The sequence below is a fragment of the Streptomyces fructofermentans genome, from assembly GCF_014651055.1.
GTDB classification, from domain to species: domain Bacteria; phylum Actinomycetota; class Actinomycetes; order Streptomycetales; family Streptomycetaceae; genus Streptomyces; species Streptomyces fructofermentans.
This window is the reverse complement of sequence record NZ_BMWD01000001.1, coordinates 343,166-357,763: the sequence shown is the minus strand read 5'-3', so window position 1 is coordinate 357,763 and position 14,598 is coordinate 343,166. Positions and strand designations below refer to the sequence as shown.

The following is a 14,598-nucleotide window of genomic DNA, read 5'->3' as shown; positions in this document are numbered from 1 at the left end:
CGCGCGCTTCGACCGGGGGTGTTCCGCGCGTGCCGTCCGACGCGGACGGTCGGGCGAACCGTTCCGCCCGGGCCGGAGGGCGGGGGTGTCAGACGGGTGGACGCTCCACCGGGGCGGCGCCCAGTGCCGTCGCCCCGCGGGGCTGGGGCGCCTGGCGGACCGCCGGCTCCTGGGAGTACGACCGCAGATAGCCGACCACCGTGTTGGTGACCGCGACGAGCGGCACCGCCACGACCGCGCCGCCGATCCCGGCGATCACGCCGCCCGCCGCGACCGACAGGACGACGGCCAGGGGGTGCACCCGCACCGCGCGGCCGAGGATGAAGGGCTGCAGGATGTGGCCCTCGATCTGCTGGACGGCGAGCACCACGGCCAGCGTCATGACGGCCGTGAAGACGCCCTGGGTCACCAGCGCGACGACCACCGCCAGCGCGCCCGAGACCACGGCTCCGACGAGCGGGATGAAGGCGAACAGGAAGATGAACACGGCCAGCGGGACGGCCATCGGCACATCGAGGAAGAAGATGCCGAGTCCGATGAAGATGGCGTCGATCAGGGCCACTATCACCGTGCCCCGCACATAGGCGGTGAGGGTGCGCCAGGCGCGGGGCCCGGCTCCGGCGACCCCGGGGCGGGCCGCCGCCGGGACCAGCCTCAGCGTCCACTGCCAGATGCGCCTGCCGTCGTAGAGCAGGAAGAGCGTGGAGAACATCGTCAGGAGGATGCCGGTGAGGGCCTCGACGATGACCGTGACGCCTTCGAGTCCGGCCGAGGTGATCTCGTCGGTGTTCGCCCCGACCGCCTCGCGCAGGCTCTTGGCGATGTCCTTGATCTGGTCCTCGGTCACGTGGAACGGGCTGTTGAGCAGCCAGCGCTGCAACTCGTCGATGCCGTCCTGGATCTGGTCGGAGAGGTTGCCGATGTTCTCCATGACCTGCCAGACCACGAACCATCCGACCAGCCCCATGACGACGAAGCCGAGTATCGCGGTGAGCGCGGTGGCGAGACCCCGCGGCACTCCGTACCGCATCAGGCGGGCCACGGTGGGCTGGAGGAGCGCGGTGATGAGCAGGGCGGCGACGAAGGCGAGCACCACGAGCTGTACGGCGCTGATGACGCGCATCAGCACCCAGACGGTGCCCGCGAGGACGAGCAGCCGCCACCCGGCCTCGGCGGCGACGCGCACACCCCACGGCACGGCGGCGGCGGGGTCGGGACGAACCGTGTGCAGCGGGGCCGCGTCGCGGTCGGACGGCTCGGACGGCGCGGGCGACGGCCGGTCGGCGGCCGGGGTGTCCGCGGCGGGCACACCGGTGCCGGCCTCGGGCACCGGTTCAGCCGCTTCCGCCTCGTCGGCGGCCTCGGCCTCGGCACGCCGGGCCTCCAGCTTCCTGCCCATCTCGGTGATTCCGGCGCCGAGTCGGCCGAGCCACCCTGGCACTCCTGACATGATCCGTCCTCTTCCCCCGTTGCGCCCCACCACTCCCCCCTGGAGCCGTCCGGGCTCGACCGTACATGGCGGAGCCCCCCACCGTAGGACGGTGGGGGGCTCCGTGAAGTTGAGCGGAGTGGCTCAGTACCAGTGGTTGCTCTGCCAGAAGTCCCAGGCTCCACACGGGCTGCCGTAGCGGCTCTCCATGTAGTTGAGGCCCCACTTGATCTGCGTGGCGGGGTTCGTCTGCCAGTCGGAGCCGACGGACGACATCTTGGAGCCGGGCAGCGCCTGGAAGAGGCCGTAGGCACCGGAGGACGGGTTGACCGCCTTGTAGTTCCAGGTGGACTCGTGGTTCACGATGTTGCTGAAGCACGTCCACTGGTCGGCGGCCACCACCTGGCGCGCCATCGCCTGGATCTCGGCCACGGTGTACGACTTGCCGGGCACGGCGGTGAGCGTCGAGGCGTCGCGCGAGGCGGAACGGCTGGCGGCCAGGGCCTCCTTGCGCTCCTTCTCGAGCTTCTCCGCCTTCTCGGCGGCCTTCTGCTTGGCGATCGCGTCCTCGGCGGCCTGCTTGCGGGCAGACTCCTCCGCGTCCTTCTTGGCGGTCGCGTCCGCGGCAATGGCCTGGGAATCTGCCTGCTGTGTCAGGGAGGCGGTCTGCACCTGCGCCTGCTGACCCGCGGGTATGTCCGCGAGGAGCGTGGCGTCGCCGGCCGTTGCCTCGGCGTCGTTCGCAGGAGCGGTGTTGCCCGAGGCAACACCGGTGACGGCGCCGACAGCGGTGACCGCGGTGGCCGAAGCCACTGCCAGTCCCCGGACCGAAATCCGGCTCACACGGTTTCCTTCCAGCATCGCCCGCTACAGGTGACCCTCGCGGACGCAATCGTGCCCTCGACGCTGGCCTCCCAACTGCGGGGTCACGGGAGGCACGGGCCCGGTGGGCAACTCCCCAGGGGGAAGCGCCGCGTGGTGCTCGGGCGGCATACGACTGCGTTATGGAGTTCTGGTGATTCTGCTGTGCTGTACCGCTGGGGGTACAGGTGTGTCGTATGCGGGGCCTGACAGGAATGAGACTCTGCCGTAACCCGACACCGGGAGGCAATTCTGTGCCCAGTGTGAAAGCTCACACCTCGTTTGCCTCCGGAGTTTTTCGGAAACGAGCGCGCATGAAGATGCCGCCCGGCTAGGCTCTTCGCCTTTGCCGGGCGGCATCAATCAGTGTGTAGCCACCACCCGTTGGACAGACGGGATGGGTGGTGCCAGGTGGTCTCAGATCTGTCCGTCCTCCAGCATTTCGGTCACAAGCGCCGCAATCCGGGACCGCTCGGAGCGGGTGAGCGTGACGTGCGCGAACAGGGGATGACCCTTCAGCTTCTCCACGACGGCCACGACACCGTCGTACCGTCCGACCCGGAGGTTGTCCCGCTGGGCGACATCATGGGTGAGAACGACCCGCGAATTCGCACCGATCCTGGACAGAACGGTCAACAGGACGTTCCGTTCCAGCGATTGGGCCTCGTCCACGATCACGAACGCGTCGTGCAGCGAGCGCCCGCGGATGTGGGTGAGCGGCAGGACCTCCAGCATGCCCCGACCGGTGATCTCCTCGATGACCTCGCGGCTGGTGACCGCGGACAGGGTGTCGAAGACCGCCTGCGCCCAGGGGCTCATCTTCTCGGACTCGGAGCCCGGCAGGTATCCGAGCTCCTGCCCGCCGACCGCGTACAGCGGCCGGAAGACCATCACCTTCTGGTGCTGGCGGCGTTCGAGGACGGCCTCCAGGCCCGCGCACAACGCGAGCGCGGACTTGCCGGTGCCGGCCCGGCCGCCCATCGACACGATCCCGACGTCCTGGTCGAGCAGCAGATCCAGCGCGATGCGCTGCTCCGCGCTGCGGCCCTTGATGCCGAACGCCTCACGGTCGCCCCGTACGAGGCGGATGTTGCCCTCGGCCGTCACGCGCCCCAGCGCCTTGCCGCGCTCGGACTGGATCATCAGACCCGTGTGCACCGGGAAGTCGGACGCCTCGGGGACGTACAGGGTCTCCTCCTCGAAGAGGAGGTCCACCTGCTCGCCCGAGAGCGTCAGTTCGGACATTCCGGTCCATCCGGAGGATCCCGTGATGGCCAGTTCCGCGCGGTACTCCTCGGCGAGGAGACCGACGGAGGAGGCCTTGATCCTGAGCGGCAGGTCCTTCGACACGACCGTGACGTCGAAACCCTCGGCCTGCAGATTGCGGGCCACCGCGAGGATGCGGGAGTCGTTGTCCCCCAGTCGATAGCCGGACGGCAGCACGCTGGGGTCCGAGTGATTGAGCTCGACACGCACGGTCCCGCCCAGTTCGCCCGTGGGGATGGGCGCGTCGAGACGGCCGTACTTCACCCGGTAGTCGTCGAGCAGGCGCAGTGCCTGCCGGGCGAAATAGCCGAGTTCGGGATGGTGCCGCTTGGCCTCCAATTCCGTGACCACCACGATCGGGAGCACGACCTCGTGCTCGTCGAAGCGGTTCATGGCGTGCGGGTCGGCCAGCAGGACGCTGGTGTCGAGAACATAGGTGCGCCGGTCTGGCATACGGCGCTTTGTGCTGGTCACCACGGAAGGACGTACCCCCTCGGATGAGGTCGGGGAGCGACGGAGGAGAGCTGGACCGGTCTTCGGCGCCGATGCACGGGCCGGTGACCGGCCCTCCGCCTCGTCCGTACTGACCGCACGGTCGCGCTGGTGCAAAGGGCCTCCCGGGCGGACGGCCCCGTGCCGTCCGCTGAGATACGACACCCGTGGTTCGGGCGTCGACCTGCAAGGCTTATGCCCTCGAACGCCCGCAGCCATGCCAAGGCATGGGACGACGCCCTGGTGAACTCCTTGTTACTTCCGCCCCAGAGGGGTGGCACGGGCCGCCGCTCGGACGGCACGCGTCCGCCGGGGGGACCCGCCGGAGCGGACCCGCGCCCCCGGCGGGGGAGGGCTCAGCCTCCGAAACGCCGGTGCCGCGCCGCGTAGTCGCGCAGGGCGCGCAGGAAGTCGACCTTGCGGAAGGCCGGCCAGAAGACCTCGCAGAAGTAGTACTCCGAGTGGGCCGTCTGCCAGAGCATGAATCCGGACAGCCGCTGCTCGCCGCTGGTGCGGATCACGAGGTCGGGGTCGGGCTGGTTGCTCGTGTAGAGGTGCTTGCCGATCATGTCGACGTCGACGTTCTCCGCCAGCTCCTCCATCGAGGTGCCGCGTTCGGCGTGGTCGAGGAGCATCGAGCGCACGGCGTCGGCGATCTCCTCGCGGCCTCCGTAGCCGATGGCCACGTTGACGACTATCCCGTCGACGTGCGCGGTGGACTCCTTGGCCTCCTTCAGGACGGTCTGCATCCGCGAAGGCAGGATGTCCGGCGTGCCCACGTGCTGCACACGCCAGCGGCCGTCGGCGGCCAGGGAGCTCACGACGTTCTCGATGATGCCCAGCAGGGGGACGAGCTCTTCCTCGGGGCGGTCGAAGTTGTCCGTCGACAGCAGCCAGAGGGTGACGACCTCGACGTCCGTCTCCGAGCACCAGCCGAGGAACTCCTCGATCTTGTCGGCTCCGGCACGGTGGCCCTGGGCGGTGGTGCTGCCCGCCGCCTTCGCCCAGCGCCGGTTGCCGTCCATGATGACGCCGATGTGCTTGGGCACCTGGTCGTGGTCAAGGTGGCCTTCCACCCTGCGTGCATAGAACCTGACCAGCAAGCGGCGCAGGTTGTCGCGCAGGTTCACGTCTTTGTCAGCCCCTCCGTGCAGATGGCGGTCCCCCGAGGGCGACACCCTACCCCCGTGCCGGCGGCGTGCCCCTTCGGGGTGCGGGCCCGCGGCGCCCGCCGGCGGACCGCTCGCGACGACCTGCCGGTCGGAGCCCTGCCCGCCGCGCGCCCCGGTCCGGGCAGGCCCGGACCGGACGCCGGGCCGACGCGGAAGGAAGCCGGAAGGATCCCCGAAGGAACGCGGACGGAACGCGGACGGAACACGGAGGCGGACTGGCGGACCGGACTCCGGGCGCCGAGTGCCGACAGGTTCCTCGGCGGGGTACGGACCGCTCCGAGCGGACGGCGGAGGAGCGGGGGAGGGCGGGCGTACGCCGGGCGCCCGGAAGAGCGCAAAAAAACGGGCCGGTCCGTGGGGGGGAGACGGACCGGCCCGAGGGGGGGTTTCCACCATAACCCTTCGTAAGTGATGCTGGGTGCATCGGCGTGCCACAACTACTCTCCGGAGTCGCCCGGCGACGCCCGGGTGGGTGCGGAGGGGTTGATTCGAGGTCGGATCATGGCCGAATCGCAGCGGATTCCAAGGCGTGGCCGGCGAATCCCAAGGGATACAGGGGGTTTGCGTGCGCTGGTGGGGCATTCGGCCGCCCGGTGGGGGCGTACGCCGCACGGGTGATGCGGTCGAGGAACGCCCGCTTGACGCCGAAGCCGGTCGGGGCGGCCGTCCGGCGGCCCGGGCGGCCTTCACGACGCCCACGACGCGGGTGCCCGTACCACTGGAGTTCGCGCGGTCCGCACGGGAGCGGCGGCGCGGACTGCTGGGCCGGGACCGGATCGAGGGGGCCCTGCTGCTGACACCGGCCGGCACGGTGCACACGGTGGGGATGCGGTTCGCGATCGACGTCGCCCACCTGGACCGGGCGTACCGCGTGCTCGCGGTACGGACCATGCGCCCCGGGCGGATCGGCAGACCGAGGCCGCGGGCGCGCCACGTACTGGAGGCGGAGGCCGGAGCGATGGAGGCCTGGGGCCTGCGGCGCGGAGTGGCGGTCTCCGTCCAGGAGTCCGCGTACGGACCCGACGGGCCCCGCGAGCGGTACGGGCGGCAGGGGCCGCACGGCTGAGACCCCGGGGCCGGACGGGAAACGGCAGCAGGCACCGCGCAGCCCCCTCCTCCGCGCGGTGCCTTCCCGCGCAGCTTTGCTCACGCGAATTGCCTCGTGAAGAATTTACGTGAGCCGGAGGAGCGGATCGAGCGATTCCGGATAACGATGTGGACAACCTGTGAGCATTTCCGGGATCTCGTGAGGCCCGCACCGCCAATCCGGCAGGGATTCCGACCTTGCACCCCATAAGCCCCTTTCGGCCGACCGCGTCCCTCTACGGAGTCCAGGTGCGAAGGCGGACAGGATCCGACCTACTGGGGCTCTAGCGTCGTCGGCATGACACCGAGGATCACGTGGGACGAGGCGAGCGCCCGGCGGTACGGACGGCAGCTGCTGGGCACCCCGGCACCGGCGGGCACTCCGGCCGCCGAGGTCGTCGGGGCGCTGCTCGCCGTGCACGCCCAGGTGCTGTCGGCGGCCGAGCTGTCGGTGGCCCTGCGGCTCGACGGCGCCACCCGCCAGGACGTGCGGGCGGCGCTCTGGGAGGAGCGCGGCCTGGTCAAGACGTACGGCCCGCGCGGCACGATCCATCTGCTGCCCGCGGCGGCGCTCCCCTTCTGGAGTGCCGCGCTGACCTCGGTCCCGACCGGGCCGAGCCCCGTGCGGGCGGACGTCCGGATGACTCCTGAGCAGGAGGACGAGGTGGTCGCCGCGGTCGGCGACGCCCTCGACGGCCGGCGTCTGACCGTCGACGAACTCACCGACGAGGTCGTGGCCCGCACCGGGCCCTGGGCCGGGGACCTCGTGATGGAGGCCTTCCAGCAGAAGTGGCCGCGCTGGCGTCAGGTGATGCACCGCGCCGGCCAGGCCGGGGCGCTGTGCTTCGCGCCCGACCACGGCCGAAAGGCCGCCTACACCCGCCCGCCGCGGTTCGACCCGCTGCCCGCGGCCGAGGCCCTCGGCGTGCTCGTCCGCGCCTACGCGCACGCCTACGGACCCGTGACCTCACGGGACTTCGCCCGGTGGACCGCCGCGCCGCGCGGCTGGGCCGCGGACCTCTTCGCCTCCGAGGCCTCCGCCGGCGGGATCGAGGAGGTCGACTTCGAGGGCACTCCCGCCTGGGTCGCGGCGGGCGACACCGCCTTCCCCGAAGAGCCCGTACGCGGGGTGCGGCTGCTGCCGTACTTCGACGCGTACGCCGTCGCCGCCCAGCCGCGTGAGCGGATGTTCCCCGGAGCCGCGTCCACTCGGGCGCTGGCGCGCGGCCAGGCGGGGAACCATCCCGTGCTGCTCGTGGACGGGGTGGTCGCCGGGGTCTGGCACCAGCGGCGGCAGGGGCGGCGCACCACCGTGACCGTGGAGCCGCTGGACCGGCTGACCGCGGCACAGGAACGGGAACTGGCGGCCGTGGTGGCACGGGTGGGCGAGGTGCTGGAGGCGCGGCCGGAGCTGGTGGTCGGGAAGGTGACCACGGGGCCGCACGCGTAGGGGCATCCCGGCTACGCGTGCGGTCTGCGGGCCTCAACGAGGTGGCGGGAGCTGTGGGCGACGAACGGGCCCTCGGCCGTGATCCTCTCGTGGAGGCTCACGAGCTGGTGCCGGTACCGCTCCACGGTGAACCCCGGAACCATCCACACCACCTTCCGCAGGAAGTGCACGACGGCCCCGATGTCGTGGAACTCCATCCGCAGCCGCTCGGCCCGCAGGTCGACGACCTCCAGACCGGCGGCCTCCGCGCCGGCCCGTTCACGGTCGGGGTGCCGGGTGGCGCGGCTCGACCCGGGCTGCGGTCCGAGGAAGTGCTCGACGACCTCGTACGCGCTGGCCGGACCCACGTGCTGGGCGAAGTAGGTGCCCCCTGGCCTGAGGACGCGGGCGATCTCCGTCCAGTGCGGTGTCACCGGATGCCTGCTCACGACGAGGCCGAACGCCGCGTCCCCGAAGGGCAGCGGGGCGTCCTCGGGAGAGGCGACGACCACCGCGCCGCGCGGGTGGAGCAGGGCGGTGGCCCTGGCGACGTTCGGGGGCCAGCCCTCGGTGGCCGCGGTGAGCGGCGGCAGCCTGCGCGCGGACGCGAGGACCTCGCCCCCACCGGTCTGCACGTCGAGCGCGGAGTCCGCCCCGGCCAGCCGCTCCCCCATGGCACGCGCGTAACCCCATGAGGGGCGCTGCTCGGTGGCCCGGCCGTCGAACCAGGAGAAGTCCCATCCCTCGGTGGGTACCGCTTCCGCCTCGGCGACGAGTTCCTCGAAGGTTCTGGTCACCGGGTGATGGTGGCAGGCCGGAGGTCCGGTCCGCGACCGGTTTCCGTCGCGGGCGGCGCCCGGCGGGAGTTGCGGCGTCGCGCCCGCCTCCGGTGCCTGTGCCTGTGTGTCCGCAGCCGCGGCTGCGGTTCTGGCTCTGGCTCCGGCTCCGGCTCCGGCTGGGATCGTGGCGGGGCCGGTGGCGGGGCCGGATCAGCCGGTGGCGGGGTCCTCGCCGAGGACGAGCAGGGTGTGGACGTCCTCGCCGTGCCGGACCGTGCCCTCCGGGCGGAAGCCGTTGCGCTCCAGGAGGCGCACCGAGGCGGTGTTCCCGGCGAACGGGTCGGCGTGCAGCGGCCGGGTCCGCTCCTCGCGCAGGAACAGGGCCAGCGCGGCGCTGCCCACGCCCCGGCCCCAGTGGGAGCGGCCCAGCCAGTAGCCGACGAAGCGGCGGTCCCCCTCCCACCAGGCGACGATGTGGCCCGCCGGATCGCCGTCCGCGGTGACCGTCCGGACGAGCACGGTGTCGTCGCCGAGGATCCGGGTCGCCCAGTGGCTCATGAACCGCTCGCGCGGCCGGGCGGCGAAACGCGACCGTCTCGTCGCCTCGGCGTCCTGCTCCTGCTCGAAGAAGACGTCCAGGTCGGCTTCTCGTACGGCTCGCAGCCCCACACGTACGTCGTCACTCATACCTGAGAGTCTGGCACCGGCCACTGACAGCGGGGACCGACGACGGCGGGCCCGCGCGGGCCCGCCGTGTGCGGGGCATGTGCCGGACGCCGTCCGCGGGACCGCCCTACCGCGTGCGGGGCACGAGCGGGCGTACGGCCTCCGCCGCGAAGCGGACGAAGCCCTCGGGGTCCGGTTCGTCGGCGGTCGGCTGGAGCACGACGGTGTCGGCGCCGGCGTCCGCGAGACGCCGGACGGCCCCCGCGACCGCCTCCGCGTCGCCCGCCACGCCCAGGTCCGGCACCGACGCGCGGCCCTCCGCCTCCAGTTCGGCCCCCAGCCGCGCCGCGGCACCGGGCCCCGTGGCCGTCAGGAGATAGACGACGACGGTGTGCGGATCGGCACCGCGGGAGGCCGTCGCGCGTCCCTCGTCGATGAGCCGTCGGGCCTGCCGCACTCCCTCCGGCGGGGTGGACGCCGTGAGGATCGTGCCGTCCGCCGCCTCGCCCGAGAGCCGCAGCGTGCGCGGCCCGGTGGCTCCCGCGAAGACCTCCACGGGGACGGTCGGCGGCCAGTCGAGCGCGACGTCGTCGAGCCTGACGTACCTGCCCTCGGTACTGACGCGTTCACCGCGCAGCAGTGCCCGCAGTGCCGTCAGATGCTCCCGCAGGAGGGTCACCGGGGACTCGGCGCGTGCCCCGACCTGGCCCATCCAGTCCTGGACGCCGTGGCCCACACCGAGGACGGCCCTGCCGGGGAAGAGACGGTGGAGGGTGGCCGCCTCCATCGCGGTCACCGCCACGTTGCGCAACGGCACGGGGAGCAAACCCACTCCCACGCGCAGGCGATCCGTCCAGGCCAGGGCGGCCGCCGCGGCCGAGACGCCGCCCTCCAGGAAGCAGTCCTCCCAGAGCCACAACTCCTCCAGCCCCGTCTCCTCCGCCACACGGGCGATCGTCCGTAGGCGTTCGGGGGGCAGCTGAGGCCGGAACACGGCACCGAGTGCAGTCATGCAGCCTTCCTACCCAGGTCGGCCGCCGCTCCCTCACCCGCTCGGGCCGGAACCACCCTCCGTGCCCTTCGGGAAGGTCACCTCCACCCGCCGGTTCTTGCGGCGCCCCTGCTCCGAGGTGTTGTCGGCGATCGGGTAGTCCTCGCTGTAGCCCCGCACCTCGAACGTGACGTTCACACCGCCCAGGTTCGCGGCCAGCTGCTCGTGGACGGACTCCGCGCGCTTCTTGGACAGGGTCAGGCCGTGGGCGTACGAGCCGAGGTTGTCGGTGAAGCCGAAGACGCGGACGTTGGTCGCGTTCTGGGCCTTGATCTCCGCCGCGATCGCCTTGATGCGGGAGCGCGCCTCCGGGTTCAGCTTCGAGCTGTCCTTCGGGAAGAGGACCTCCGCCTGGAGCGCGAACTTCACGTCCTCGTTGGTGTCCTCGCGGCGCTCCTCTCCGCCGAGGTCCTCGACGACCGACTTGATGTCGAGCACGCGCGCGGAGGCGAGCGTGGCGCCGTCGGCGAGCTTGAGGCCCGGACTGTTCGCGTCGACCTCCGGGGGCGGCGAGGTGGTGACGCTGCCGGGTGGCGCGCTCGGGTCTCCGTCGTCGGCCTGGGCGGGAACGAGCGGCATCCCGGTGGCGAGGAACAGGAAGGCCGTGACCGTGGTGGCCGCACCGCGGCGGGTGAGGGGCATGGCTACTCGCCCTCGGAGAGGTCGATGGAGGCGGGGGGCATGGCGCCTACCTGGAAATCGACCTCGTTCGTCCCTTCCGGTGGAGCCGGGAACTGTGCGAACCATTCGGTGGTCTCACCGGGCTGGACGCCACCGGTGAACCGCGTGCAGAGGCAGCGGCCCTCCGTGTCCCTCAGAACGAGGTACTTCTTCCTGCCGGTCTTGTCGATCAGGCCGGCACCGGCGATGGACCCGCCGTTGCCCGCCAGTTCACGCTCGTCGCCCCTCCAGTCAGCGGCCACCCACGACTTCCCGCTGCCGTTCGTCACGGTGCCTTCGACGGTGACGAAGCCGCCGCCGTCCCGGGTGGCCGAGGTGACCGCGAGGGTCAGGCCACCGCCCTTGACCTCGGCAAGCACCTGCTGTGCGGGCGGTGCGCCGGACTCCTGCTTGTCGTCCTCGCCCTCCCCGCCCTTCGCCGGTGACGACGAGGAGGAGGACGCGTCCTTGTCCTTGTCCCCGTCTCCCCCACCGCAGCCGGCCACCGTCAGGACCAGCCCAGTCGTGATCGCCACCGCGGTCAGTACCGTGCGGCCCTTCGTGGTGTGCCGAATGCTCATCGGTACGGCTTCCTTTCACTCGACCAGATGCACAGAGAACAGCACGGACGCGTCGGGAAGGTCGTCCAATTCGAAATCTTCGGGGTCGATGTCCACCGATTCGCCGTCGCAGTCCAGCGACACGGGTTCCGCGGGGTCGGCGTCCACGTCGAAGTCGCACCGCGGTTCGATGACGGCGGTGGCGTCGGCCTTGGCGTGCTTGGTCTCCGTGCCCGGGATGATCGAGTCACCGACCGTGTAGTTGGTCTCCACGGCCACTCTGAAACCGGGCAGGCCCCCGACCGCGGTGGGTTCGGTGGCGGTGACCGACGAGTCGTTCTCCGCGGCGAGTTGCTGCGCCGCCGCTGCGGCTCCGGCGCCCTCGAAGAGGTCGCCCTCCAGCCAGTCCAGCCAGGTGTCGTCCACACCGATGGTCTTTCCGAGGCCTTCCACCAGCTCGTCCCTGGCGTCCTGCGCGGCCGCCAACGCCGCAGCGTCCGCCGCGGATTGTGCTCCGTTCCGCGCGGACGCTGCCTGGGCGAACGCAAAGAAGGCGAACGCGGCGAAGAGCAGAATCCCTGTCAGCCATATGTAGATGGGCAGGGTCTGGCCGCAGTCGCCGCGAACGCGGCCGGGGGTCAGCCTCCGATGACCTGATTGACGGCGTCGAGGATCGCGCCGGAGATCAGGCCGTCCAGTCCGAGACCGTCTATCAGCGTGAAGATCCCCGCGATGAGGATCATCAGCCCCGCGTACTCCACGAAGCCCGCTCCCGCGTCCCGCTCCCGGCCACGCATACGGGAGGAGACCGTCGCGGCCCACTTCCGCACGGTCCGCTCGGCCTTCACGGACGTCTCCGGCTCCAGGTTCTTGGTCACAGTCATCCCATCCCTCCCACCCAGTCCCACTGCCTTCCCGCGCACCGTACGTGAGAAGTCGCCTACTGCGGGTGGGCCCAGGGGCCCAACTTCCCGAGGTCGGAGTCACCGGTTCCACCCCCCGTGGGCCGTGCCCAGCCAGTGGGCGATCGCTTCGCTGCGCGAGGAACTGTGCAGCTTTGCGAAGATGCGGTTGATGTGGTTCTTGACGGTCTTCTCGCTGATGAAGCACGTGGCGGCGATCTGCTGGTTGTTCATGCCGGCCGCGATGAGATCCATGACCTCCACCTCCCGTGAACTCAGTCCGAATTCCAGTCGGTTGGGGCCGCGCCGGTGGAGCCCCGGCGCGTAGGCGGGATGAGCCTCCGAAGACTGTCCCACAACAGATTGCAGATGCGAAGGTTTTTCGTTCGGTTCGTACGAAACGCCGAGCGAATCCGAGACATGGGCGGCGGACGGCGTGAAGACGGAACGCCCGCCGCTCGACTCCCGGACCGCATCGACCAGTTCGGCGGCCGTGAACTCGCCGTGCACGAGGTAGCCGACCGCTCCCAGACGCAACGCCTCGGCCACGACCTCGGGTTCACGGCTGTAGGTCAGCATCATCACGGGGGCGACGCGTACCAGGGACGGGAGGGCGGTCAGCCCGTCGGTGCCGGGCATACGGACGTCCAGGAGGATCACGTCCGGGCGGTGGCGGGTCGCGGCCGACACCGCTTCCGCGCCGTTCGACGCCAGGGCCGCGACCCGGACACCGGGGTGGGCGTCGAGCAGGGCCGAGAGCCCCGCCCGGACCACCGGGTTGTCGTCGGCCACGAGCACGCTCAGGGGCGGGCCGTGAAGTGCCTGGTCAGGCATGTGCGGCCTCCTCGTGTGGAGTGAGTGGGTGGGGTGCGGGCAGCGGAACCCGGCACGGAAGGTCCACGGTGACCTCCGTGCCCCCGCGGTCGATCCGGTGCAGGCCCAGGCCGGCCCCGATCGAGGTGGCGCGCTCCAGCATGCCCAGCAGGCCGAAGTGGCCTGATTTCGCCAGGAGCCGTACGTCGTCGAGGGACACGGGCGTACCGGTTCCGTCGTCCCGCACGGAGAGGCACAGGGTGGAGCCCTCGGTGCGCAGACGGACGTCGACCCGGTTCGCGTGCGCGTGCCGGTGGACGTTCTCCAGGGCCTCGGAGGCGATCGCCAGGAGCTGGTGGGACTCCTCGGGCGGGAGCACGGGGGCGGCGGACGGCACGTGCAGCGCCGCGTCGACACCCGTGCGGCAGGTGAAGTCCGCAAGCCGGTCCGCCAGTTCGGTGGCCAGGTCGAGCGGCGGACCGGTGAGTTCGGTGTGGCGGCGCAGGTCGGTCAGCAGGTCGCGCGACTCGGCCGCGGCCCGGCGGGCGGCGGCCGCCACGACGGCCGCCTGTTCCTTGAGGGCTCGCGGGTCCGTGCCGTGGTCCGCCGCGACCGCGAGCGCGTCGGCGGACAGGGCGAGGCCGTGCAGGGTCTTCGCCACGGAGTCGTGCATCTCGCGGGCGAGCCTGGCCCGCTCCGACTCGACGGCCTCCGCGACGGCGAGCCGCGAGTTGGCCTCCGCGAGGGCCTGGCCCGCCGTGCCGAACTGGAACATCAGATTGCGGAGGGTGACGCCGATGATGCCGGCCGCGACGCAGAAGCCGGCGACGAGGAGTGTGCTGGCGCCGCCGCCGGGGTGGTGCTCCCAGGCTCTGAACACCATGAGCAGGACGACGAGTTGGAGGCCGGTGAAGACCCCTGAGCCGCGCCATCCGTAGAGCAGCCCGGACAGGAGCGGGGTGCACACGGCGGCGTAGGCGAGCGGGGAGGCGGGGGACGCGGTCAGCAGGAGGACCGCGCCGAACACCAGGTCCACGCCCATGAGGCCGGGGTGGGCGAGCAGGCGGGGGGCGAAGCGGTCCCAGTCCCTGAGCATGGCGTAGGAGCCCATGACGCCGAGCACCGCGGCGGCGAGGACCCCGTGGCGGGACAGCCCGTCGGCGGCGTTGGCGGTGGCGAAGGGCGCGCCGATCGCCACGAGTGTCAGCCGGACGGCGAAGGCCTGCCGGCACAGGGCCTGGAGCGCGTTGAGCTGGAGGCGGACACTGCCGGGCGCCGCCGCGTCGTCCGCGAAGTATCCGGTGGCCCTGGCGCCGAGCAGGCCGGCGGGCAGGGCCGCCCGGAGCCGGCGGGTCCGCGGTGGCCGCCCGCGCGGCTCCCCGCACCCCTCGCGGGGCGCCGCCGCGCCCGCCCGGTCCCCGCCCGCGGCCAT

Annotated in this window: 15 protein-coding genes; 2 read left to right on the top strand and 13 right to left on the bottom strand. The window is 71.7% G+C overall.

Going from position 1 to position 14,598, the window contains the following annotated elements; translation table 11 throughout:
- Positions 1 to 88: 88 nt before the first annotated feature.
- The 4 genes from IE265_RS01470 to IE265_RS01455 form a co-directional block, all read right to left on the bottom strand.
- Positions 89 to 1,450: an AI-2E family transporter gene (locus IE265_RS01470; protein WP_190033406.1), complete on the bottom strand. Its 1,362-nt coding sequence runs from the start codon at positions 1,448 to 1,450 to the stop codon at positions 89 to 91.
- Between the two features lie 123 nt (positions 1,451 to 1,573).
- On the bottom strand, positions 1,574 to 2,272 hold the full coding sequence (locus IE265_RS01465) for an aggregation-promoting factor C-terminal-like domain-containing protein (protein WP_455431666.1): 699 nt from the start codon (positions 2,270 to 2,272) through the stop codon (positions 1,574 to 1,576).
- A gap of 435 nt (positions 2,273 to 2,707) precedes the next feature.
- On the bottom strand, positions 2,708 to 4,033 hold the full coding sequence (phoH2, locus tag IE265_RS01460) for an RNA 5'-3' helicase PhoH2 (protein WP_190033404.1): 1,326 nt from the start codon (positions 4,031 to 4,033) through the stop codon (positions 2,708 to 2,710).
- 371 nt (positions 4,034 to 4,404) lie between these two features.
- Positions 4,405 to 5,178, bottom strand: a complete 774-nt coding sequence (locus IE265_RS01455; protein WP_190033403.1) for an isoprenyl transferase — start codon at positions 5,176 to 5,178, stop codon at positions 4,405 to 4,407.
- 607 nt (positions 5,179 to 5,785) lie between these two features.
- Between IE265_RS01455 and IE265_RS01450 the strand changes: the two genes are divergently transcribed.
- Positions 5,786 to 6,286: a DUF192 domain-containing protein gene (locus IE265_RS01450; protein WP_373302879.1), complete on the top strand. Its 501-nt coding sequence runs from the start codon at positions 5,786 to 5,788 to the stop codon at positions 6,284 to 6,286.
- A gap of 318 nt (positions 6,287 to 6,604) precedes the next feature.
- A complete protein-coding gene (locus tag IE265_RS01445; protein WP_190033401.1) occupies positions 6,605 to 7,756 on the top strand; it encodes a winged helix DNA-binding domain-containing protein in 1,152 nt (383 codons plus the stop codon).
- An 11-nt stretch (positions 7,757 to 7,767) separates the two neighbouring features.
- Here IE265_RS01445 and IE265_RS01440 read toward each other — a convergent pair whose 3' ends face one another.
- From IE265_RS01440 to IE265_RS01400, 9 genes are all read right to left on the bottom strand, one after another.
- Positions 7,768 to 8,532, bottom strand: a complete 765-nt coding sequence (locus IE265_RS01440) for a class I SAM-dependent methyltransferase (RefSeq protein WP_190033400.1) — start codon at positions 8,530 to 8,532, stop codon at positions 7,768 to 7,770.
- Between the two features lie 192 nt (positions 8,533 to 8,724).
- Positions 8,725 to 9,201 carry a GNAT family N-acetyltransferase gene (locus tag IE265_RS01435; protein ID WP_190033399.1) on the bottom strand — a complete coding sequence of 159 codons (477 nt, stop codon included), beginning with the start codon at positions 9,199 to 9,201 and terminating at the stop codon, positions 8,725 to 8,727.
- 106 nt (positions 9,202 to 9,307) lie between these two features.
- Complete coding sequence (locus IE265_RS01430) at positions 9,308 to 10,192, bottom strand: LLM class flavin-dependent oxidoreductase (RefSeq protein WP_190033398.1); 885 nt, start codon at positions 10,190 to 10,192, stop codon at positions 9,308 to 9,310.
- A 33-nt stretch (positions 10,193 to 10,225) separates the two neighbouring features.
- Positions 10,226 to 10,810 (bottom strand): OmpA family protein, encoded by a 585-nt coding sequence (locus tag IE265_RS01425; RefSeq protein WP_229915995.1) that lies wholly within the window; start codon positions 10,808 to 10,810, stop codon positions 10,226 to 10,228.
- Between the two features lie 65 nt (positions 10,811 to 10,875).
- Complete coding sequence (locus tag IE265_RS01420; protein ID WP_190033396.1) at positions 10,876 to 11,472, bottom strand: hypothetical protein; 597 nt, start codon at positions 11,470 to 11,472, stop codon at positions 10,876 to 10,878.
- Between the two features lie 15 nt (positions 11,473 to 11,487).
- Entirely contained in the window at positions 11,488 to 12,048 is a 561-nt protein-coding gene (locus tag IE265_RS01415; protein WP_466567189.1) for a pilus assembly protein TadG-related protein, read from the bottom strand.
- Between the two features lie 41 nt (positions 12,049 to 12,089).
- A complete protein-coding gene (locus tag IE265_RS01410; protein ID WP_190033771.1) occupies positions 12,090 to 12,335 on the bottom strand; it encodes a hypothetical protein in 246 nt (81 codons plus the stop codon).
- A gap of 99 nt (positions 12,336 to 12,434) precedes the next feature.
- Positions 12,435 to 13,187, bottom strand: coding sequence for a response regulator (locus IE265_RS01405; RefSeq protein WP_190033395.1), 753 nt, complete (start codon positions 13,185 to 13,187; stop codon positions 12,435 to 12,437).
- Positions 13,180 to 14,598 carry a sensor histidine kinase gene (locus tag IE265_RS01400; protein WP_190033394.1) on the bottom strand — a complete coding sequence of 473 codons (1,419 nt, stop codon included), beginning with the start codon at positions 14,596 to 14,598 and terminating at the stop codon, positions 13,180 to 13,182. The genes IE265_RS01405 and IE265_RS01400 overlap by 8 nt, the downstream gene beginning before the upstream one ends.